17 protein-coding genes are annotated in these 19,382 nt (G+C 67.5%); 6 read left to right on the top strand and 11 right to left on the bottom strand.

Going from position 1 to position 19,382, the window contains the following annotated elements:
• The first annotated feature begins 20 nt into the window (after window positions 1-20).
• Window positions 21-626, top strand: coding sequence for an ATP-dependent Clp protease proteolytic subunit (locus ACTJJX_RS14775; RefSeq protein WP_003091706.1), 606 nt, complete (start codon window positions 21-23; stop codon window positions 624-626).
• 343 nt (window positions 627-969) lie between these two features.
• On the opposite strand, the gene ACTJJX_RS14770 is transcribed toward ACTJJX_RS14775, so the two are convergent.
• From ACTJJX_RS14770 to ACTJJX_RS14760, 3 genes are read right to left on the bottom strand one after another with little or no spacing between them, the layout of a single operon-like run.
• On the bottom strand, window positions 970-1,857 hold the full coding sequence (locus ACTJJX_RS14770) for a metal-dependent hydrolase (RefSeq protein WP_003113144.1): 888 nt from the start codon (window positions 1,855-1,857) through the stop codon (window positions 970-972).
• A gap of 9 nt (window positions 1,858-1,866) precedes the next feature.
• On the bottom strand, window positions 1,867-3,645 hold the full coding sequence (locus ACTJJX_RS14765; RefSeq protein ID WP_016253138.1) for an SDR family oxidoreductase: 1,779 nt from the start codon (window positions 3,643-3,645) through the stop codon (window positions 1,867-1,869).
• The gene (locus ACTJJX_RS14760; protein WP_003091703.1) at window positions 3,642-4,517 is read right to left on the bottom strand and encodes a M24 family metallopeptidase; all 876 of its coding nucleotides are present in this window, start codon (window positions 4,515-4,517) and stop codon (window positions 3,642-3,644) included. Before ACTJJX_RS14760 ends, ACTJJX_RS14765 begins: the two co-directional genes overlap by 4 nt.
• Window positions 4,518-4,828: 311 nt before the next feature.
• Here ACTJJX_RS14760 and ACTJJX_RS14755 point away from each other — a divergent pair, with 311 nt between their 5' ends.
• Complete coding sequence (locus tag ACTJJX_RS14755; RefSeq protein ID WP_003113147.1) at window positions 4,829-5,641, top strand: MerR family transcriptional regulator; 813 nt, start codon at window positions 4,829-4,831, stop codon at window positions 5,639-5,641.
• Between the two features lie 7 nt (window positions 5,642-5,648).
• Here ACTJJX_RS14755 and ACTJJX_RS14750 read toward each other — a convergent pair whose 3' ends face one another.
• Window positions 5,649-6,563, bottom strand: coding sequence for a LysR substrate-binding domain-containing protein (locus ACTJJX_RS14750; RefSeq protein ID WP_016852611.1), 915 nt, complete (start codon window positions 6,561-6,563; stop codon window positions 5,649-5,651).
• Window positions 6,564-6,651: 88 nt separating this feature from the next.
• On the opposite strand from ACTJJX_RS14750, the gene ACTJJX_RS14745 reads away from it, so the two are divergent.
• Complete coding sequence (locus tag ACTJJX_RS14745) at window positions 6,652-7,107, top strand: DMT family transporter (protein ID WP_003091697.1); 456 nt, start codon at window positions 6,652-6,654, stop codon at window positions 7,105-7,107.
• Between the two features lie 230 nt (window positions 7,108-7,337).
• Complete coding sequence (locus ACTJJX_RS14740) at window positions 7,338-9,416, top strand: phosphocholine-specific phospholipase C (RefSeq protein WP_003113149.1); 2,079 nt, start codon at window positions 7,338-7,340, stop codon at window positions 9,414-9,416.
• Window positions 9,417-9,473: 57 nt separating this feature from the next.
• Here the strand turns inward: ACTJJX_RS14740 and ACTJJX_RS14735 are convergent, their stop codons facing one another.
• From ACTJJX_RS14735 to ACTJJX_RS14710, 6 genes are all read right to left on the bottom strand, one after another.
• Window positions 9,474-9,974 (bottom strand): hypothetical protein, encoded by a 501-nt coding sequence (locus ACTJJX_RS14735; RefSeq protein ID WP_003091690.1) that lies wholly within the window; start codon window positions 9,972-9,974, stop codon window positions 9,474-9,476.
• A gap of 65 nt (window positions 9,975-10,039) precedes the next feature.
• Window positions 10,040-10,768 carry a hypothetical protein gene (locus ACTJJX_RS14730; RefSeq protein WP_003117583.1) on the bottom strand — a complete coding sequence of 243 codons (729 nt, stop codon included), beginning with the start codon at window positions 10,766-10,768 and terminating at the stop codon, window positions 10,040-10,042.
• 123 nt (window positions 10,769-10,891) lie between these two features.
• Window positions 10,892-11,662 carry a phosphonate ABC transporter, permease protein PhnE gene (gene phnE, locus ACTJJX_RS14725; RefSeq protein ID WP_003091685.1) on the bottom strand — a complete coding sequence of 257 codons (771 nt, stop codon included), beginning with the start codon at window positions 11,660-11,662 and terminating at the stop codon, window positions 10,892-10,894.
• Window positions 11,659-12,492, bottom strand: coding sequence for a PhnE/PtxC family ABC transporter permease (locus ACTJJX_RS14720; protein WP_016852612.1), 834 nt, complete (start codon window positions 12,490-12,492; stop codon window positions 11,659-11,661). The genes phnE and ACTJJX_RS14720 overlap by 4 nt, the downstream gene beginning before the upstream one ends.
• Complete coding sequence (locus tag ACTJJX_RS14715) at window positions 12,486-13,289, bottom strand: phosphonate ABC transporter ATP-binding protein (RefSeq protein WP_003138286.1); 804 nt, start codon at window positions 13,287-13,289, stop codon at window positions 12,486-12,488. The genes ACTJJX_RS14720 and ACTJJX_RS14715 overlap by 7 nt, the downstream gene beginning before the upstream one ends.
• Entirely contained in the window at window positions 13,286-14,143 is an 858-nt protein-coding gene (locus ACTJJX_RS14710) for a putative selenate ABC transporter substrate-binding protein (RefSeq protein WP_016253139.1), read from the bottom strand. Before ACTJJX_RS14710 ends, ACTJJX_RS14715 begins: the two co-directional genes overlap by 4 nt.
• 148 nt (window positions 14,144-14,291) lie before the next feature.
• Here ACTJJX_RS14710 and ACTJJX_RS14705 point away from each other — a divergent pair, with 148 nt between their 5' ends.
• On the top strand, window positions 14,292-15,182 hold the full coding sequence (locus tag ACTJJX_RS14705; RefSeq protein WP_003111584.1) for an NAD(P)-dependent oxidoreductase: 891 nt from the start codon (window positions 14,292-14,294) through the stop codon (window positions 15,180-15,182).
• A gap of 3 nt (window positions 15,183-15,185) precedes the next feature.
• Here the strand turns inward: ACTJJX_RS14705 and ACTJJX_RS14700 are convergent, their stop codons facing one another.
• Window positions 15,186-17,366 carry a putative bifunctional diguanylate cyclase/phosphodiesterase gene (locus ACTJJX_RS14700; RefSeq protein WP_016253140.1) on the bottom strand — a complete coding sequence of 727 codons (2,181 nt, stop codon included), beginning with the start codon at window positions 17,364-17,366 and terminating at the stop codon, window positions 15,186-15,188.
• Between the two features lie 326 nt (window positions 17,367-17,692).
• On the opposite strand from ACTJJX_RS14700, the gene ACTJJX_RS14695 reads away from it, so the two are divergent.
• Window positions 17,693-19,348 (top strand): phosphoethanolamine transferase, encoded by a 1,656-nt coding sequence (locus ACTJJX_RS14695; RefSeq protein ID WP_003091675.1) that lies wholly within the window; start codon window positions 17,693-17,695, stop codon window positions 19,346-19,348.
• The last annotated feature ends 34 nt before the right edge of the window (window positions 19,349-19,382 follow it).

The raw sequence follows: 19,382 nt of genomic DNA, 5'->3' as shown, positions 1-19,382 counted from the left end.
CAACAGTTCCAGGAGGTTGCATGAAAACCGATGACAAGGACCGCGAAGGCGGCGACTCCCACGGCGCCATCGGCGCCAAGCTGATGGAGTACGCGCTCAAGGTCAGGAAGGTGTTCGTCACCGGCGGGGTCGACGAGAAGATGGCCAAGGACGTCGTCCAGCAGCTGCACATCCTCGCCTCGATCAGCGACGATCCGATCTACATGTTCGTCAATTCCCCGGGTGGCCACGTCGAGTCCGGCGACATGATCTTCGACGCGATCCGCTTCATCACACCGAAGGTCATCATGATCGGTTCCGGCAGCGTTGCCAGCGCCGGCGCGCTGATCTATGCCGCGGCGGACAAGGAAAACCGCTATTCGCTGCCCAATACCCGCTTCCTCCTGCACCAGCCGTCGGGCGGCATCCAGGGGCCGGCGAGCAATATCGAGATCTACCGCCGCGAGATCGTGCGGATGAAGGAACGCCTCGACCGGATCTTCGCCGAAGCCACCGGGCAGACGCCGGAAAAGATCAGCGCCGACACCGAGCGCGACTTCTGGCTGAACGCGGAGGAGGCCGTGCAGTACGGCCTGGTCAACAAGATCATCGTTTCGGAACGGGAGATCACGCTGCCTGGCCAGTGAGTTTCCGCAGGCCGGATAAATACGAAGGCGGGCGCGAAGAGCGTATTTCCCGACTCTCTTCTCGCTCGCTTTTCTTTCTTTAATTTCCGATCGATAGGGTAACTTTTCTTACTTTTATTTTGCTTGCATTTCAAAATGCCATCAGCAGGAATGGCTGGCTTTTGCAAAGTCTCACGTCGCGCGCCCGTTATTTTCAATTATTCTATCGAGCGACATTTTTCAGGCTTACGGAAATTACCTTCCGTCTGCCGGCCTTGTTTGACTCGCCCTGACGTAACAATGGACAAGCGCCGGGAAAGTTCCAGCTTCCGCGGCGCTTGCCGGTATTTCCAGTGAATTGTTTTCAGGCGTTCGCCGCGCGCCGGGCTGCCGGCGAGTTGGCCAGGTATTCCAGGGCTTCCTGGGTATTCGCCTCGTGCTCGGGGTGGTACCAGGGATTGAAGTAACGGGCGACGTCGCGGAAGGTGCGCGCGAGGTTCGGCAGCAGGCCCTGCTTGCCGAGCCGCCACCAGGTTCGTAGGAATCCCTGGCGCTTGGCGCCGCGCAGGCTCGGGTCCTGGTCGAGGAGGGTGCGGGTGCCGTCGGCGAGCAGGTAGACCAGTATCGCGATGACCAACAGCATGGTCAGTTGCCGGGTGACGAAGCTGCCGCCCAGGTGCACGTGCAGGTCGTGGGCGACGCTGCGGTGCTCGACTTCCTCGGCGCCGTGCCAGCGCAGCAGGTCGAGCATCACCGGGTCGCTGCCGCGGCGATCCAGCTCCCGGGCCTCCAGCACCCACTTGCCGAGCACGCAGGTGAAATGCTCCACCGCGGCGATGATCGCGCAGCGCTGGCGCAGCCACCAGCCGTCGAGGGCGCGGGTCAGGCGGTTCTGCCCCAGCGGGTAGTCGCAGAGCAGGCGTTCGAAAAGGAAATCCATCTTGTCGGTGAACGGCTTGGAGTCGATGTCGAACCTGCTCAGGTAGCGCTGGATCGCGCCGTCGTGGGCCCGCGAATGCATCGCTTCCTGGCGGATGAAACCCTGCACGTCGTCGCGCAGGCGGGCGTCGCTAACCAACGGCAGGGCCTTGTTGTAGAGGCGGCAGAACCACAGTTCGCCCGAAGGCAGGAGCATGTGCAGGACGTTCATCACCTGGGACGCTTCCGCTTCGCCGGGAACCCAGTGCAGGGGGGTATCGCTGAAGTCGAAGCGGACCTTGCGCTGGACCAGCTTGTGGTGGAATTCGCTCATGGCAGGCTCTCAGGAAGTCAGGTCGAAGCGCGCGAGAAACCGCGTGGCCCAGGGCGCGAAGCGCCATTGCAGGGCGCCGAGGTGCACCTCGCTGCCCACCGAGACCACCGCCTTGTTGCGCTCCACGGCGCGCACCAGCTTTTCCCCGACGGTGTCCGGGCTGAGCCGGCGTCGCTTGTAGAAGCGCTGGATCTTCGCCTGGCGCCGTGCCTGGCGTTCGGCGTCCATGCCGACGAAGCGGGTGGCCTGGACAATGCCGGTATCGACGAAGCCCGGGCACACCGCGGTGACTCCGATCGAACGTCCGGCCAGTTCCGCCCGCAGGCATTCGCTGAGCATCAGTACCGCGGCCTTGCTGGTGGCGTAGGCGGGGTAGTTGCGCGACGGCGCGAAGGCCACGCCGGAGGCGACATTGACCAGGTGCCCCGGCTTGTTCGCCGCGACCATCTGCCGGCCGAACAGGCGGCAGCCATCGATCACGCTCCACAGGTTGACCCGCAGCAGGCGCTCCCATTCCGCAGGCGAGGTGTCGAGCATCGGCCCAGCCATGCCGATGCCGGCATTGCTGACCACCACATCCGGGACTCCGAGGGTGTCGCGCACCCACTCGGCGAAGGTCTCCATGGCCTGGGTATCGCCGACGTCGACCTGGTAGGCATGGGCCGTGGCGCCAAGGGCGCGGGCCAGTTCGGCGCTGCGTTCGGCGGCTTCCAGGTCGAGATCGGCGGCGAGCAGGCTGGCGCCGCGCTCGGCGAAGCTGAGCAGGGTCGAACGGCCGATGCCGCCGCCGGCGCCGGTGACCACCACCAGCTTGCCGCTCATCGAGCGCGCGTCGGGCCGGACCTGGGCGCGTTGCAGGGCCGGCGGCGACTCGCCGGTTTCCTGGGCGTCGATGAACTCGCCGAGCCAGCCGGCCAGTTGCTCCGGCTCGGCCAGCAGTTGCCAATGGCCGACGCTCGCCTCGCGCCGCCACAGGCGTGGCGCCCACAGGCTGAGGTGCTGGAACAGCTGGGCGCCGACGTAACGGTCGCGGGTCGGTACGATCAGTTGCACCGGCACTTCGGTGTGGCGCTTGCGCGGACGGAACAGGCTGCGGATGAAGTTGCCGCGGTACAGCTTGACCCCGTGCCGGCCGTCGCTGGCCTGGGTCGGGTTGACCTGCGGATGGCGGACGCCTTCGGCGTGCTTCAGGAACTGCGGCCAGAGCCGGGCCAGGCCGGCGCTCCAGAGCAGCTCGGGTACGACGGGGGTATGGAAGAAGGCGATGTACCAGGAGTGGAGCAACTGGCCGAATACCGCTTTCAGGGCCTTCGGACTGCGCTGCCTGAGGTGTTCGCGCATCCAGAAACCGACATGGTCCAGGCAGGGCCCGGAGATCGAGGTATAGGACGCGATCAGCGGTCGGCACTGCGGATCGGTGACGCTTTCCCAGGTCTGGATCGAGCCCCAGTCATGGGCCAGCAGGTGTACCGGGCGGTCCGGGCTGGTGGCGCGGATCACCGCCTGCAGGTCTTCGCTGAGCCGCTGCAGGTGGTAGTCGCGGCTCCAGCGTGGCTTGTCCGAAGCGCCGGCGCCACGCACGTCGTAGGCGACGATGCGGTAGCGCCCGGCCAGTTGGCGGATCAGCGGCAGCCAGGTCTCGTGGTTGTCCGGGTAGCCATGCACCATCAGCAGCGTCGGCTTGCCGTTGTCCGGCGCGCCCCAGCAATGAACCGCCAGGCGCACGTCGCCGGATTGCACGAACAGGCGTTCCGGCTGCAGGTCGGGGAGGGCGAGGAGCGCGTTCATGCGGCCTCCCGTGCTTGCGGCAGCAGGCCGCGCGCCTGCCAGCGGCGGACGTGCGGCAGGTCGTCGTCGAGCCAGTAGGCGTCGTCTTCGGTGACCACCAGCAGTTCTTCGAACTTGGCGCCCACCCCGCGTAGCCCCAGGTGCGGTTCCACCGCCCAGAGACCGGGCGTCGGCGGGTGCTCGGAGCGCTTGCCGCTGGACCACAGCGGCGACCAGCCTTCGCGCTTGCCGGTGACCAGCGCGTTGCGCGTCAGGGTGTACAGGTTGCGCACGCCGAAGCGCGCCACCGAGGGACCGCGGCGGTTGCCGAGCTTTTCCACGCGATGGGCGAGCACTTCGAAGGGATAGGCCTTGTGCCGTGGCAGGGTGCCCTGGATCACGCAGAGCCGGTCGACCGCCTGGCTGACTTCGGCCAGGGGGCGCCGTTCGCGGACCAGGTCAAGGATGGTGCGTCGGTGTATCAGCAGGTCGTCCATCAGCCGCTCCTGCAACAGGTTGTGGCCTAGTGCGCCGGAGTAGCCGACATCGGCGGTATAGGCGCCGAGGGTCGGCGCGCAGTCGAGGATGAACGGCATGCCTTCCTCCAGGCGCTGCTTGCCGGGGTAGAAGGCCAGGTTGAAGCCACCGAGATGACGCAGGCCGTCGAAGCCCTTGAACGAGGTGCGGCTGCCGAACCAGGCGAAGGGCTGGTGGAACCAGTCGTCGACGCCATGATCCTGCAGCCAGGTCTTCATCAGCGCCGCGGCTTCCCTCTCGCTGATGCCGGCGCGCAGTTCGCCGTGGATGGTTTCGCAGCAGGTATAGGCCAGTCGCTGGACCTGGCGGAAGTGATCGAGATCGTCGGGAGTGGGTACCCAGGCGCCTTGGGACATGGCTCTCTCCAGGCTGGCTTGTCGTTATTGTGACATTGATTGATGTCATGGTTGATGCTGGCCCATAAGCAGGCGTTGCGCCAGCCCTGGGAAGTCTCTTCACGCCGGTGTTACGGCACTTGCTACCGGCGCCGGAAGGCCCGGGGCAGAAGGCTCGGGACGTTTCCCCCGGGTTTTGGCGGTGGTGCCGGAGAAGCGGCTGACCGACGAGTCCAGTCTTTGGTTGGCGCCCGCGCATCCGGACGCCGGCAAAGAGCGTTGCGCCCCCGGAGGTTGTGGCCGTTCGGCGGGCCTCGTTATGATCCGCCTCCATGAGCACACCCCTGACCCTCCTGCAGCGCCTGCTGCAACGTGGCGAGCAGCCGTCCGCCGAGGATGCCCGCGAATACAGCGTCGACGAACTGGCTCGCGCGGCCGGCAGCAGCGTGCGCAACGTACGCGCCTACCAGGACCGCGGCCTGCTGCCGCCGCCGGAGCGGCGCGGCCGGGTCGGCGTGTATTTCGACAGTCATCTCAAGCGCCTGCGGCTGATCAGCCAGTTGCTCGAGCGCGGCTATTCCAGCGCCAACATCAAGGAACTGCTGGAAGCCTGGGAACAGGGCCGCGACCTCGACCATGTGCTCGGCCTGGACCAGGCGATCATCGGCGAGTGGAACCTGGAGACGCCCGGCAGCATCGGCTTCGACGAACTCCAGGCGATCTTCGGCGACGAACTGAACGACCGGGTGATCGACAAGGCCCAGGCGCTGGGCCTGCTGCTGTTCGACGGCGAGCGCATGAAGATCCCCAGTCCACGGCTGTTCCAGGCCGGGCTGGAACTGTACCGCAGCGGCATCCCGCTGGAGGCGCTGCTCGATCAACTCGGCGAGTTGCGCAGCGACACCGAGCATCTGGCGGCGGGAATCGTCCGCCTGATCGTCACCCACCTGGTGGACGGCCGCGGCACCGACCTGCTGCCCGGGGCGCCGGACCTGCAGGAGCTGGCCAAGGTGTTCCTGCGCCTGCGCCCGCTGGCGGAACACGTGGTCCAGGTGGAACTGGCGCGCGGCCTCAAGCTGTCGGCCAACGAAATGCTCGGCGAGCGTGTCGGCGAGATGCTGCGCAAGCTGGAAAAGCCTTCCTGACTCTTCTTCAGATCTTCCGCGCCGCCGCCTGGATCTGTTCCCGCAGCCAGGCGCCGGCCGCTTCGCGCTCGGCGTCGCCGCGCCAGATCTGCACATAGTCGAAGCGCGGGATCGCCAGCGGCGGCTCGCAGAGCGCCAGTTCCTCGGGTAGCCGCAACCTTTCGAGGGTGCGTTCGGCGATGGTCAGTACCAGGTCGGTGCCGGCCAGCAGCGCCGGGGCCACGGTGAAGTGCGGCAGGGTCAGCGCCACCTGCCGGCGCAGGCCGCGTTTTTCCAGGGCGCTGTCGACTTCCTCGGCCGGGTTGTCCTGTAGCGAGACGCGCACGTGGCGGGCCGCCAGGTAGCGGTCGAGGGACAGGCCGTCGGGGCGGTCGAACAGGCTGCGCCGACAGACGCAGACGAAACGCTCCTCGAACAGGCGCCTGGCGCGCACGCCCTCCGGAAGCAGGGGGAATACCCCCAGCGCGCAGTCCAGCTGTCCTTCGGCGACCTGACGGGCGGTTTCCAGGCGCGGTTCCAGGACTATCCCGAAGCTCACCCCGGGCGCCAGCGCCTGTTGCTGGCGCAGCAGCGCCGGCAGCACCACCCAGGCGCCGTAGTCGGACATGCCCAGGCGGAAGTGGCGTCGGCTGCGCACCGGTTCGAAGGTCGGCCCGCCGATCACCCCGCGTACCTGGTCGAGGCTGGCCTGGAGCTTCGGCGCCAGCTCCAGCGCCAGGCTGGTCAACTGCATGCGGCTTTTCACCCGCACCAGCAGTGGATCGCCGAACAGTTCGCGGAGACGCCCGAGGGCGTGGCTGACCGCCGGCTGCGACATGGCCAGGCGCTGCGCCGCGCGGGACACGTGGCGCTCGCTGAGGAGCGCGTCGAGCACCACCAGCAGGTTGAGGTCGATACGGCGTAGGTCATGAATCTGCTGCATGGAAGGTGTACCAACTATCGATTTCCATTCGCGAAGTGGATAGCAAAAACTCTGCTCCAGAGGCAAGGGCCGGAGGAGGAGAATCAGCATGCCCAATTATCTGATGGTACTGATGGCAGTTTCGGTGGGCGGCATGGTGGTGCTGCAGGCCGGCAGCAACGCCTTGCTCGGGCGCCTGCTCGGCCATCCGCTGAGCGCCAGCCTGACTTCGCTGGGCGTCAGCCTCGGGGTGGTCAGCCTGGGCCTGCTGCTGGTGCGGGTGCCGCTGCCGGCTACCGCCAGCCTCGGCGGCGCGCCCTGGTGGAGCTGGCTCGGCGGGCTGTTCGGCGCGGCCTACCTGACGGTGGCGATCCTGGTCGCGCCGCGCCTGGGTGCCGCCACTTTCATCGCGTGCGTGGTGGCCGGGCAGATGCTGGTCTCGGCGCTCTGCGACCAGTTCGGCTGGGCCGGTTTCCCGGTGCGCCGTTTGTCCTGGGAGGGCTATCTCGGCCTGGCGCTGGTGGTGGCGGGGGTATTGCTCCTGCAATGGCGGGGAAGAGCGTGAGGAGAGTGCCGGCGAAGGCTGTCAAGTGGAATCTGGCCTAGACCAAAATCTTGATCTCAAATTGTGATGAAGTTGGCATGAATAGTTGTTGCAAAGCGTGTTGAAACCAAAGCGTCTTTTTCCCTCACTAGCGTCGTCGGGGTTCGAACAGCTTGCTGCCGAGTGAGCCTGCGGGCGTCATGGATGCGCTCGGCAGCCCTGTGCCACACCCTGACCTGGTGAGTCCCCCGATGATTTCGAAAAGCAGAAGAAGCTTCATCCGCCTGGCCGCCGGTACGGTCGGCGCCACCGTCGCCACCAGCATGCTGCCGTCGAGCATCCAGGCGGCCCTGGCGATTCCCGCGCACCGCCGGCATGGCAACCTCAAGGACGTCGAGCACGTGGTGATCCTGATGCAGGAGAACCGCTCCTTCGACCACTATTTCGGCACCCTCAAGGGCGTCCGCGGCTTCGGCGACCGCATGGCGATCCCGCTGCCCGATGGCCAGCGGGTCTGGCACCAGAAGGGCAGCAAGGGCGAGATCCTGCCCTACCACTTCGACACCAGCACCACCAGCGCCCAGCGCGTCGACGGCACCCCGCACACCTGGCCGGACGCCCAGCAGGCCTGGAACGAAGGGCGCATGGACAAGTGGTTGCCGGCCAAGACCGAGCGTTCCCTGGGCTACTACAAGGAGCAGGACATCGCCTTCCAGTTCGCGATGGCCAACGCCTTCACCATCTGCGACGCCTATCACTGCTCGTTCCAGGGCGGCACCAACCCCAACCGGCTGTTCCTCTGGACCGGCACCAACGACCCGCTCGGCCAGCACGGTGGTCCGGTAACCACCAACGACCACGACAGCAACGGCCCGGTGGAGCAGGGCTACACCTGGACCACCTATCCCGAGCGCCTGCAGGCCGCCGGCATCACCTGGCGGGTCTACCAGGACATGGCCGACAACTTCTCCGACAACCCGCTGATCGGCTTCCGCCAGTACCGCGCCGCGGCGCCTGACTCGCCGCTGATCGTCAACGGCCTGAGCACCTGGAAGCTCGATGCGCTGAAGCGCGACGTGCTGGCCAACAGCCTGCCGCAGGTGTCCTGGATCGTCGCCCCGGCCAAGTACTCCGAACACCCCGGCCCGTCCAGCCCGATCTGGGGGGCCGAGTACACTTCCTGGGTACTCGACGCGCTGACCGCCAACCCGGAGGTCTGGAGCAAGACCGCGCTGCTGGTGATGTTCGACGAGAACGATGGCTTCTTCGACCACGTCGCCCCGCCGGCCGCGCCGAGCCTGAACAAGGACGGCACGCTGCGCGGCAAGACCACCGCCGACGCCACCCTCGAATGGCACACCAAGGGCGATATCCGTTATCGCAACCAGCCCTACGGCCTCGGCCCGCGGGTGCCGATGTACGTGATCTCGCCGTGGAGCAAGGGCGGCTGGGTCAACTCCCAGGTGTTCGACCACACCTCGGTGATCCGCTTCCTGGAGCAGCGCTTCGGGGTCATGGAGCCGAATATCAGTCCCTGGCGTCGTGCCGTCTGCGGCGACCTGACCTCGGCGTTCAACTTCGCCAACCCGAACAACGAGCCGTTCCCCGAACTGCCCGACACCAGCCAGGCCGACGCCATCGTCGCCAGCCAGATCAAGCTGCCGAAGCCGAAGCCGCCGGCGGTGGCCGCCATGCCCAAGCAGGAAATGGGCATCCGTCCGGCCCGCGCCTTGCCCTACGAGCTGGGCGTGCATGCGCGCTACCGCAGCGGCGGAGATGCGCTGAGCCTGACCTTCGCCAACACCGGCAAGGCCGGCGCGGTGTTCCAGGTGTTCGACCTGCTCGACAGCGAGAACCCGCCGAAACGCTACACCGTCGGCGCGCGCAAGCGCCTGCACGACAGCTTCCAGGGCGACGCCAGCGGCGACTACCACCTGGAAGTGCACGGTCCGAACGGTTTCCTCCGGGTCTTTCGCGGCAACCTGCGGCGCGACCTGGCGGAGCGCAAGGCGCCGCTGCCGGAAGTGCGGATCGACTACGAGCCGCTGTTCGGCAACCTGCGCGTGCAACTGATCAACCGTGGCCGCCATCCGGTCAAGCTGACGGTCAAGGACAACGTCTATCGCCAGGGCGAGCGGCGTACCGTCAACGTGCCGCCGGGACAGCGCCGGGAAGTCCGCTATTCGCTGCGCAGCAGCGGCAACTGGTACGACTTCAGCGTCAGCGCGCAGGGGGCGGACAGCTTCCTGCGGCGTTTCAGCGGTCGCATGGAAGATGGTCGCTCCGGCTTCAGCGACCCGGGCATGGGCCTGGGCACGCTGACCTTCTGACCCGGACGGCCGCGCCGGCTCCCTGCAATGGGGCGGCCGGCGCGGACGGCCTGCGCCCTAGTCGAGGGGAACCGGGTAGAGGGTATTGAGGATCCACTTGCCGTCCTTCAGGACGAAACCGTACGAAATCTCCTTGGCCATGTACGTATCCCAGCGCGTGCAGACGCCCTGGCCGTCGGCCTGCTTGCAGGAGTAGGCATCGATCTTGCCCATGTGCAGCTTCTCCAGGGAAACCACCTGGAACTTGCTGTTGCCGCTGCAGGCCACCGGGTTGTCGATGTATCCGTACTGGCGCCAGGCCGCGTCGTAGTTGCCTCTCGACTTGAACAGGGTCTTGTCTTTCTGCGACGAGCCGGACGGCGGCGTCATCCCGTAGATGTGCTGGGTCACGTGGCCGCCCATCGAGGTATTGCGCGTGGCGTCGGCGCTTTGCTGCACGCTGGTGATGTCGCGGCAGGCGGCGGCGTTGGCCGAGGAGGCCAGCAGCAGAAGGGCGGAGAAACCCAGGCCGGCGACGCACTGGCGTGCGTCGGGGCGGGGCAGTGAAAAGCGGTTCATCGGCGGCTCCTGTGAGATGGATTGCTTATGAAGGAACGCCGCCGCGCAGTTTTCGTGAAGATGCCTCAGTCGCGATAGCGTGGTGGCGGCGCGTAGCCGCCGCCGTTCCGGGCGTCGGCGGGAAATGCCTGCGGTCCGTCGGCCGGCGCCTCGCGACCGCTGGCCGGAGCGTCCAGCTCGAACAGGGCCACGCCGATCACGCCGAGGTTGCGGCTGTCGCCGGCCGCGCTGTTGCTGGCGTAGGCATCGTCGGGGCTGGCGAAGCGGAACGCCGCGACTTCCCGTTCGTTCTTGCGGAAGCCCTCGATCACCAGGCTCTCGCCCGGTTCCAGCACATAGCCGCGGTTCTTCAGGCTGCCCGGCTGGCCGTTGAGCACGTCCAGGCCGTCCACCGTGGCGACCACCTCGTAGGTCGCGTTGCCGAGGTTGTTCAGCCACAGTCGGTAGCGCTGGCCTTCACGACCCTGCAATTGCAGGGTGCTGCGGTGCTGCACGAGGTCGAACTTGCCGCCATCCTCGTCGAGTACGGCGAAGCCCACCCTGCCCTTGGCCAGGGGCAGTTCCTTGATGGCACGTCCATCGAAGCGGCTCGCGCTGTAGAACACCTGGCGGCGATCGACCGGTTGCTCCGATAGACGTCGCAGGGCCACCGAGGTGACCGGCGAGGCGACGCCTTCGCCCCATTGGGTGCCGAGCCGCTGCTCGGTCGGCGCGCCGGCCTGCTGTTGGGGCAGGCTGCAGCCGCCGAGGGCCAGCAGGCCCAGCAGTAATGCGGATAGCAGTGGTTTGCGCATGGTTCCTTCCTCTCCCTGGACACCAGGAGGCGGGGTGCCTCCCTGATGGCTCCGAGCACCGATGATGCCCGATCTTCGGCGGGCTTCGTAAATTTCCTCGAACGGGCGCGGCGGCGCGTTTTCCTATTGGCTGACCCAGCGCTGCCGCGCCCAGGCGCTCAGGCTGTCGACCCCGAGCACCAGGACCAGCATGGCCAGGATCACCGTGGCGGCCTGGGCCTGCTGGAACAGGCTCAGGCTGAAATAGAGCATCTGCCCGAGCCCGCCGGCACCGACGAAGCCGAGCACGCTGGCCATGCGGATATTGTTCTCCCAGCGGTACAGGGTATAGGCCACCAGTTGCGGCCAGACCCCCGGCAGGGTGCCATAGGCGAATGCCGCGAGGCGTCCGCTGCCGGCCAGGCGCAAGGCCTCGGCGGGCTGCGCCGGGGTGTTCTCCAGGGCTTCGGCGAACAGCCGGCCGAGCACGCCGCCGGTGTGCAGCGCCAGGGCGAGGGTCCCGGCGTTCGGCCCGAGCCCGGCCGCCAGCACCATCAGCGCGCCCCAGACCAGCTCCGGCACCGCGCGCAGCGCATTGAGCAGGAGTCGCGCCAGGCTCTGCGCCGGCACGCCGAAGCGACCTGCCGCCGGCAGCGCGAAGAGCAGGCCGAGCAGCGCCGCCAGCAGGGTGCCGATGGCCGACATGGCCAGGGTTTCCAGCAGCCCCCGGCCAATCGCCCGCAGGTGCGGAGCGGACAGGTCGGGCGGGAAGAACTCGCTGGCGTAGGCGGCCATCTGGCCCAGTCCCTTGCCGCTGAAAAGACCTGCGGTGTCCATGTCCAGATAGGCGAACGAGGCGCCCACCGCGGCCACCACCAGCAGCGGCCAGAGCAGCAGGCGCCAGGTCCGGCTCATGCCAGCCTCCCGCGCAGGAAGCGGCTCAGCAGGTCGGCGAGGAGGACCAGCAGGAGGAAGGTCAGCAGGATGCTGGCAACCTCGCCGCCGGCGAACATCCGCAGCGACAGGTCGATCTGCTGGCCTAGGCCGCCGGCGCCGACGAAGCCCATCACCACCGAAGCGCGGATCGCGCACTCCCAGCGATAGACGGTGTAGGAAATCATTTCCCCGGCGGCGTTCGGCAGCACCCCGTAGGCGAACGCCGCCAGCCGCGATCCGCCGCACAGCAGCAGGGCGCGGGTGGGGCGCGGATCCACCGACTCGAAGATTTCCGCGTAGACCTTGCCGAGCATGCCGGCATAGGTGATGGCGATGGCCAGCACCCCGGCGGTGGGCCCCAGGCCCACGGCGCGGACGAACAGCAGCGCCCAGACGATTTCCGGCACGCTGCGCAGGAGGATCAGCAGGCCGCGCACCGGCCAGCGCAGTGCCCGTGCCCACCAGGCCGGCAGGCCGCCGCGCGGCAGTGCCGAGAGCGACAGGGCGCGGGTCGCCAGCAGTGCGGCGGGAAACGCCAGGAGCCAGGCCAGGGCCATGCCGGCGGTGGCGATGGCGAGGGTTTCCAGGGTCGCGCGGCCGAGCAGGGCGAGAAACTCGGGATCGTGCGCCGGCGGCCAGAAGCCGGCGAGAAAACCGCCCATGGTGCGTGCGTTGTCGCCGCTGAACAGGCCGGGGATATCCAGTTCGCTGAGGCGCAGCCCCGGCCAGAGCAGCAGCAACGCGGCCAGGGTCAGCAGCAGGCGCGGCAGGGCGGCGGGATCGCGCGGTGGAGAAGCGGCGTTCAGCATCGTGGGATGTGCACCACGGCGGGTTCGCTGGCCGGGCTGGCGCGCTCGGCTTGCAGTTGTTCGTTGGCGTAGAGGGCGTCCAGCGCGGCGCGGTCGACTTCGCCGGCGGGCAGGTCGAAGGCGATGCGTCCGGCGCGCAGGCCGATCACCCGGGGGAAGTGTTGCAACGCCAGGTCCACCGCGTGCAGGCTGGCCAGCAGGGTGCTGCCGCGCGCGGCGGCCTCGCGGTTGAGCAGGGCCAGGGTATGGCCGGCGAGCACCGGGTCCATGGCCGAGACCGGTTCGTCGGCGAGGATCAGCTCGGCGCGCTGGTAGAGCACCCGGGCGATGCCGACCCGCTGCAACTGGCCGCCGGAAAGCTGGTCGCAGCGCTGGAACAGCTTGTCGCCGAGATCCAGGCGTTGCAGCGCGTCGTGGGCGCCGGCGCGGTCCAGCGGATAGACCAGGCTGGCCAGGCTCTTCCACAGCGGCCACTGGCCGAGGCGTCCGGCCAGTACCGCGCTGACCACCCGCTGCCGTGGCGGCAGCGGCGGCGCCTGGTGGACCAGGCCGATGCGCGCGCGCAGGCGTTGGCGGGCGGCGGCGGATAGCGCCCAGGGCTCCTCGCCGAGCAGTTCGACACGGCCGGCGCTGGGCCGCCATTGGCTGGCGAGCACCCGCAGCAGGCTGGTCTTGCCGGCGCCGGAAGGTCCGATCAGGGCCACCCGTTCGCCGGCGGCCAGGCGCAGGCGGATGTCGGCGAGGGCGCGTTGGCCGTCGGCGTGGACCAGGTCCACGCCGTCGAGGCTCAGGCTCACTTCAGCAGGCCGGCGGCGCGTGCGGACTCCTCGATGCCCTTGTAGTTGTCCGGATTGGTCTCGATGAAGCGGCTGGCGGCCTGCAGGTCGAGGATCTCCTTGTCGGCCGGTTTCGCCGGGTCGAGGGCGAGGAAGGCCTGCTTGATCTTCTCGGCCAGGGCCGGGTCGAGGTTGCCGCGCACGGTCCAGTTGTAGTCGTAGTAGGTCGGCGTGGTGGCGAAGACCTTGACCTTGGCGGTATCGACCTTGCCGCTGTCCACCAGCTTCTGCCAGACCGAGGCGTTCAGCACGCCGGCGTCGACCTTGCCGGCCTGGACCCAGGCTACGGTGGCGTCGTGGGCGCCGGAGTAGGCGACGCGGGAGAAGAACTGCTCGGGGACGATGCCGTCCTTCTGCATGAAGTAGCGCGGCATCAGGCTGCCCGAGGTGGAGGAGACCGAGCCGAAGGCGAAGGTCTTGCCCTTCAGGTCCTGCAGGGATTTCACCTGGGGATCGGCCGTGATGAATTTGCTGGTGAACTGCTGGTCCTGCTCGCGCTGCACCAGGGGGATGGCGTTGCCGGTCTTCAGCCGCGCCTGGACGAAGGTGAAGCCACCCAGCCAGGCCATGTCCAGGCGGTCGGCGGCCAGCGCCTCGACCACCCCGGCGTAGTCGGCCACCGGGACGAACTTCACCGGCATGCCGAGTTGCTTCTCCAGATAGGCGCCGAGCGGCTTGAATTTGCGCAGCAGTTCGGTGGGCGCTTCGTCGGGGATCGCCGAGACCTTGAGTTCTTTCAGGGCTTCGGCGTGGGCGAGCGCGGCGGACAGGGACAGGGCGATGCCGGCAGCGAGCGCCAGGGAGCGTTTCAACATGGGAGAGTTCTCCGGTTCAATGGCGGAAAAAACCCGGGGAGTATAGTGGTGCGCGGCCCGCTTGGGCAGCCGTCGCGGCGTTGCTCGCCGGCGCCTCGCGGGTAATATGGCGCTCCCCGTGCCCATTCGCTGCGTATTGGAGTCCGCCATGTCCGCTTCCCTGCCTTCCCTTGCCTTCGCCGGTCTCGGCCTGATGGGTGTGCCCATGTGCCGCCGGCTGCTGGCCGCCGGCTATCCGCTGGCGGTGTGGAACCGTTCGCCGGGCAAACGCGAGTTGCTCGCGGCCGAAGGCGCGAAAGCCGTCGAGGTCCCGGCCGAACTGGCCGCCGACGCGGAAATCCTGATGCTTTGCCTGGCCGATACCGCGGCGGTGCGCGAAGTGGTGTTCGGCGCCGGCGGCATCGTCGAGAACGCCAGGCCCGGGCAGTTGCTGGTGGACTTCTCCAGCGCCGAGCCGGCCGCCACCCGCGAGATGGCCGCCGAGCTGGAGGCGCGCTGCGGCGCGCGCTGGGTCGACGCGCCAGTCTCCGGCGGCACGCCGGGCGCGGAAAGCGGCAGCCTGGCGATCATGGCCGGCGGACGCGCAGCGGATATCGAGCGCCTGCGGCCGGTCCTCTCCCGGCTCGGCCAGCGCCTGACGCGCATGGGCGAAGTGGGCGCCGGGCAGGTGACCAAGGTCTGCAACCAGATGATCGTTGCCTGCAACGCCCTGGTGATCGCCGAAGTGGTGGCGCTGGCGGAGCGGGCCGGAGTCGACGCCAGCCTGGTCGCTCCGGCGCTGGCGGGCGGCTTCGCCGACTCGAAGCCGTTGCAGATCCTCGCCCCGCAAATGGCCGAGAGCCGTTACGAGCCGGTCAAGTGGCACGTACGGACCCTGCTCAAGGACCTCGATACCGCGGTGAAGCTGTCCCGCGAGCAAGGCGCGGCCACCCCGATGAGCGGGTTGGCCGCACAGCTGATGCGTCTGCACGGCAGCCAGGGCAATCTCGAACGCGATCCGGCGACCCTGGTGGAGCAATACCGGACCGCCGTCGAGTGAACCTCAGGCCTGGTTCAGGCTGCGCAGCGGCGGCGCGGCGTCGAAGCGGTAGGCGCGGAGGAACTCTTCCAGGGCCGCCAGCGGCAGTGGCCGGCTGAACAGGTAGCCCTGTACCAGCTCGCAATGGTTCTCCCGCAGGAACGCCAGTTGCTGCGGGGTCTCCACGCCCTCGGCGACGACTTTCAGATGGAGCTTCTGGGCCATCGCGATGATCGCCTGGGCGATTTCCATGTCCCGCTGCGAGGCGGGGATGTCCATGATGAACGAGCGATCCACCTTCAGCGCGTCCAGCGGCAGGCGCCGCAGGTAGGCGAGCGACGAATAGCCGGTGCCGAAGTCGTCGATCGACAGGCTGACGCCCAGCTCGCGGAGGCGTTCGAGCAGCGGGATGGTCTGGTCGATGTTGTACATCAGCGCGTCCTCGGTCACCTCCAGTTCGAGGAAGCACGCCGCCAGCCCGGCCTGCTCCAGCGCATGACGGACTTCGTCGACCAGGCTGGCCCGGCCGAGATTGCTGGCGCAGCAGTTGACCGCCACCCGCAGCCGTTCGTGGCCGGCCAGGTGCAGGCTGCGCAGGTCGCGGCAGGCGCGTCGCAGCACCCAGTCGTCGAGCTGGTCGATCATGCCGTTGGCTTCGGCCAGGCCGATGAAGCGGTCCGGACCGAGCAGGCCCTGGGTCGGATGGCGCCAGCGCACCAATGCCTCCAACTGGTGTACCTCGCCGTCGGCGAGGGCGAGGATCGGCTGGTAGTGCAGCTCCAGCTGGTCGTCGCGCAGGGCCTGGCGCAGTTCCTCCTCCATCTGCAGTTCCTGGGTCGCCCGCACCAGCAGTTGCCGGCTGAAGAACTGCGCGTTGTTGCGCCCGCAGGCCTTGGACTGGTGCAGGGCCAGGCCGGCGTTCTTCAGCAGCTCCTCGCACTGCTCGCCGTCGTTCGGGTAGAGGCTGACGCCGACGCTGGCGGTCATCACCAGGGTGCGCCCGTCCAGGGCGATGGGTTCCTTCATCTTCTGCATCAGGCGTTGCGAGAGGATGTGCGCCTCGTGGTCCTGGGTGAGGTCGGCGAGCACGCAGAACTCGTCGCCGGCGAAGCGCGCCACCACGTCGCTATCGCGCAACACGCTGCGGATGCGTTCGGAGACGATCTTCAGCAGCTCGTCGCCGGAGTCGTGGCCGAGGGAATCGTTGATCCGCTTGAAGTGATCGAGGTCGAGGAACATCACCGCCAGGCCCTTGCCTCTCAGGCGACAGTTCTCCAGGTGCTGGACGAACACTTCGTTGAATGCCGTGCGGTTCTGCAGGCCGGTCAGGCTGTCGTAGCGAGCCATCTGGCGCAGCGAGGCGTGGGCGTGGTCGAGCTGGTTGAGCAGGGCGTTGACCCGGCTGTTTTCGCTGAGCCGGCGCTCCCGTTGTTTCTCCGACCATGCGGCCCAGATGCCGCAGGCGGCGATGGCGCTGGCGAGCACTCCGGTGAGCCAGCCCAGGCGCAGCGAGTCGGCGCTGGCTTGCAGTTCCAGCGGCGTGCCGGCGGGTACGCTGAGCACCAGCGCGGCCATCCCGGTGAAATGCATGGCGGCGATGGCGCCGGCCAGCAGCAGGCTGGCGATCAGTTTCATGTAGCGGTAGCGCGCGCTGCGCCGGCCGCGCAGGTAGGGGACCGCGGCGAGGGCGGTGAAGGCGGCGCCGATGGCGATCAGTACCGAAAGGGCGAACAACGATGGCTGGTAGTACTGGGTGGCCACCGAGCGCATCGCCGCCATCCCGGTGTAGTGCATGGCAGCGATGCCCAGGCCGATGCAGCAGGCGGCGAGCAGGCAGGGCAGCAGGCCGAAGCGCGGGCGGGCGGTCATGTACATCGCCAGGTACGAGGCGGCGACGGCGATCAGCAGCGACAGGCCGGTGATCGGCAGGTCGTAGCGCAGGGCGATCGGCGCGTGGAACGCGAGCATGGCGACGAAATGCGTGGCCCAGATGCCGCTGCCCAGGCAGAACGCCCCGATCCATTGCCAGAGGCGCGGGTGGCTCAGGCTGTTGCCGACCCGCTCGACCATGTCCAGTGCCGTGTACCCGGCGAGGCAGGCGACGAGGAAGGCGAGCGCCACCAGCGACGGCGAATAGGTGCAGTTCTGCAGCACGTAGCCGTCGACGGGAGACTCTCCGAGGAAGCGCAGGCCTTGCCAATCCATAGCGGTGTCTCCCTGGACACGGAAAACCCGCGGACGGCGCGGGTGCGGGCTGGGGGTGGCATTGTGCTTCCAGTATAGATAGCGGGAGCCACCTGCAAGGTCGGCATGGAAGGAAGTCGCTGGCCGCCGACATACGGCCGGTTTCGGCATTTTCCCGGGGAGAAAAGGCATAGCTGAGCTTGTTCCGGCTCCATCGCCACGGGCATGATCGCTGCGCCCGCGAGGGCTCGCGAGGCTTCACGAAATTTTGACCAGGCGCCCGATAGAGTTCGGGCGCCCCGCCACGGGGGGTGGCGGCGGTCCGTTACGTTTCAGGAGTTGCTTCAATGGGTGGGGGTATCAAGCGTTTCTTGCCGGCTATCGGTTCGACCCGGCTGGTGATGCTGTTCGCGCTGGTTCTGGTGGTGTTCTACAACGCGGCGACCTGGAAGGCCCTGCATGGCCTGGTGCCGCTGCAAGGCTTGAAGGGCTTCGCGTTCTTCGCCTCGTTCGCGGCGTTCCTGTGGGCCGCCTTCACGCTCCTGCTGACCCTGGTTTCCTTCCGCCCGCTGCTCAAGCCGGCCTTGACCCTGGTCGCCCTGTGCTCGGCCGGCGCGACCTACTTCATGGGCAGCTACGGCATCAGCATCGACACGGTGATGGTGCAGAACGTCTTCGAGACCAACGCCACCGAGGCCGGCGACCTGGTCAACCCGACCCTGCTCGGCTATCTGCTGTTGCTCGGTGTCCTGCCTTCGCTGCTGATCTGGCTCTGGCCGGTACGCTACCGGCCGTTCTTCCGCGGCCTGCTGAACAAGATCCTGACGCTGCTCGGCTGCCTGCTGATCGTCGCGGTAATGGTAGGCAGCTTCTATTCCACCTACGCCCCGATCTTCCGCGAGGAAGACAAGCTGACCCACTTCATCAACCCGACCAACTACATCTACGCGGTGGGCAAGTACGCCAAGCAGCGCCTGGTGATCAAGGAGCATCTGGTGGTCGAGCCGATCGGCCTGGACGCCCGCCAGGCGCCGGCTGCGCTGCAGCGACAGAAGAAATCGCTGCTGGTGTTCGTGGTCGGCGAGACCGCCCGTGCCGATCATTTCTCGCTGAACGGCTACGCCCGCGAGACCAACCCGGAGCTGAGCAAGCAGGACATCGTCAACTTCACCCAGGTCCGTTCCTGCGGCACTTCCACCGCGGTCTCGGTGCCCTGCATGTTCTCCCAGTACCCGCGCGAGGACTACAGCGACAAGAAGGCCAAGACCCACGAAGGCCTGCTGGACATTCTCCAGCGTGCCGGCGTGCAGGTGTTGTGGCTGGAGAACAACAGCGACTGCAAGGGCACCTGCCTGCGGGTGCCCAACCGGGACATCCCGAAGACCCAGCCGAGTCCGTTCTGCGACGGCAAGAACTGCCTGGACGAGTCGCTGCTGGTAGGCCTGCAGGAGTACATCGACGGGCTGCAGGACGACGCCATCATCGTCCTGCACTCCGATGGCAGCCACGGTCCCGAGTACTACGAGCGCTACCCGAAGGAGATGGAGCGCTTCCAGCCGGTATGCCGGACCAACCAGCTCGGCAGTTGCAGCAAGGAAGAGCTGGTGAACGTCTACGACAACACCATCCTCTATACCGACCACTTCCTGACGAAGGTGATCGAATTGCTCAAGCGGAATGCCGACAAGCGCGATACGGCGATGATCTACGTGTCCGACCACGGCGAGTCGCTGGGCGAGAATGGCGTCTACCTGCACGCGGCGCCCTATTCGATCGCGCCCCAGGCGCAGATCCACGTGCCGATGGTCATGTGGTTCGCCCCGCAGGCGCTGGGCAACTGGGGCATCCAGCGCAGTTGCCTGGACGGCAAGCGCGACGACAAGGACCTGAGCCACGACAACCTGTTCCACTCGGTGCTCGGCCTGCTGGACGTACAGACTTCGTTGTACCAGCCGGCGCTGGACATCTTCGCCAGTTGCCGCGCGCCCAGGGCAGCCCAGTGAGCGACGGGGGCTGAAAGAAAAAAGGCCGTGGAGG

Origin of the sequence: Pseudomonas sp. 22490 (assembly GCF_052044465.1) — a bacterium.
GTDB classification, from domain to species: Bacteria; Pseudomonadota; Gammaproteobacteria; order Pseudomonadales; family Pseudomonadaceae; genus Pseudomonas; species Pseudomonas aeruginosa.
The sequence above is the reverse complement of the archived record's forward strand: the minus strand, read 5'-3'. Positions and strand labels throughout refer to the sequence as shown.

What these genes read in the sequence shown, in the direction of transcription:
- ACTJJX_RS14755 (WP_003113147.1), top strand. Translation starts at nt 4,829, where the DNA reads ATGAGCACACCCCTGACCCTCCTGCAGCGCCTGCTGCAACGTGGCGAG.
- ACTJJX_RS14740 (WP_003113149.1), top strand. Translation starts at nt 7,338, where the DNA reads ATGATTTCGAAAAGCAGAAGAAGCTTCATCCGCCTGGCCGCCGGTACG.
- ACTJJX_RS14730 (WP_003117583.1), bottom strand. Translation starts at nt 10,768, where the DNA reads ATGCGCAAACCACTGCTATCCGCATTACTGCTGGGCCTGCTGGCCCTC.
- ACTJJX_RS14710 (WP_016253139.1), bottom strand. Translation starts at nt 14,143, where the DNA reads ATGTTGAAACGCTCCCTGGCGCTCGCTGCCGGCATCGCCCTGTCCCTG.
- ACTJJX_RS14760 (WP_003091703.1), bottom strand. Translation starts at nt 4,517, where the DNA reads ATGTCCCAAGGCGCCTGGGTACCCACTCCCGACGATCTCGATCACTTC.
- ACTJJX_RS14765 (WP_016253138.1), bottom strand. Translation starts at nt 3,645, where the DNA reads ATGAACGCGCTCCTCGCCCTCCCCGACCTGCAGCCGGAACGCCTGTTC.
- ACTJJX_RS14695 (WP_003091675.1), top strand. Translation starts at nt 17,693, where the DNA reads ATGGGTGGGGGTATCAAGCGTTTCTTGCCGGCTATCGGTTCGACCCGG.
- ACTJJX_RS14735 (WP_003091690.1), bottom strand. Translation starts at nt 9,974, where the DNA reads ATGAACCGCTTTTCACTGCCCCGCCCCGACGCACGCCAGTGCGTCGCC.
- ACTJJX_RS14705 (WP_003111584.1), top strand. Translation starts at nt 14,292, where the DNA reads ATGTCCGCTTCCCTGCCTTCCCTTGCCTTCGCCGGTCTCGGCCTGATG.
- phnE (WP_003091685.1), bottom strand. Translation starts at nt 11,662, where the DNA reads ATGAGCCGGACCTGGCGCCTGCTGCTCTGGCCGCTGCTGGTGGTGGCC.
- ACTJJX_RS14770 (WP_003113144.1), bottom strand. Translation starts at nt 1,857, where the DNA reads ATGAGCGAATTCCACCACAAGCTGGTCCAGCGCAAGGTCCGCTTCGAC.
- ACTJJX_RS14700 (WP_016253140.1), bottom strand. Translation starts at nt 17,366, where the DNA reads ATGGATTGGCAAGGCCTGCGCTTCCTCGGAGAGTCTCCCGTCGACGGC.
- ACTJJX_RS14750 (WP_016852611.1), bottom strand. Translation starts at nt 6,563, where the DNA reads ATGCAGCAGATTCATGACCTACGCCGTATCGACCTCAACCTGCTGGTG.
- ACTJJX_RS14775 (WP_003091706.1), top strand. Translation starts at nt 21, where the DNA reads ATGAAAACCGATGACAAGGACCGCGAAGGCGGCGACTCCCACGGCGCC.
- ACTJJX_RS14720 (WP_016852612.1), bottom strand. Translation starts at nt 12,492, where the DNA reads ATGCTGAACGCCGCTTCTCCACCGCGCGATCCCGCCGCCCTGCCGCGC.
- ACTJJX_RS14745 (WP_003091697.1), top strand. Translation starts at nt 6,652, where the DNA reads ATGCCCAATTATCTGATGGTACTGATGGCAGTTTCGGTGGGCGGCATG.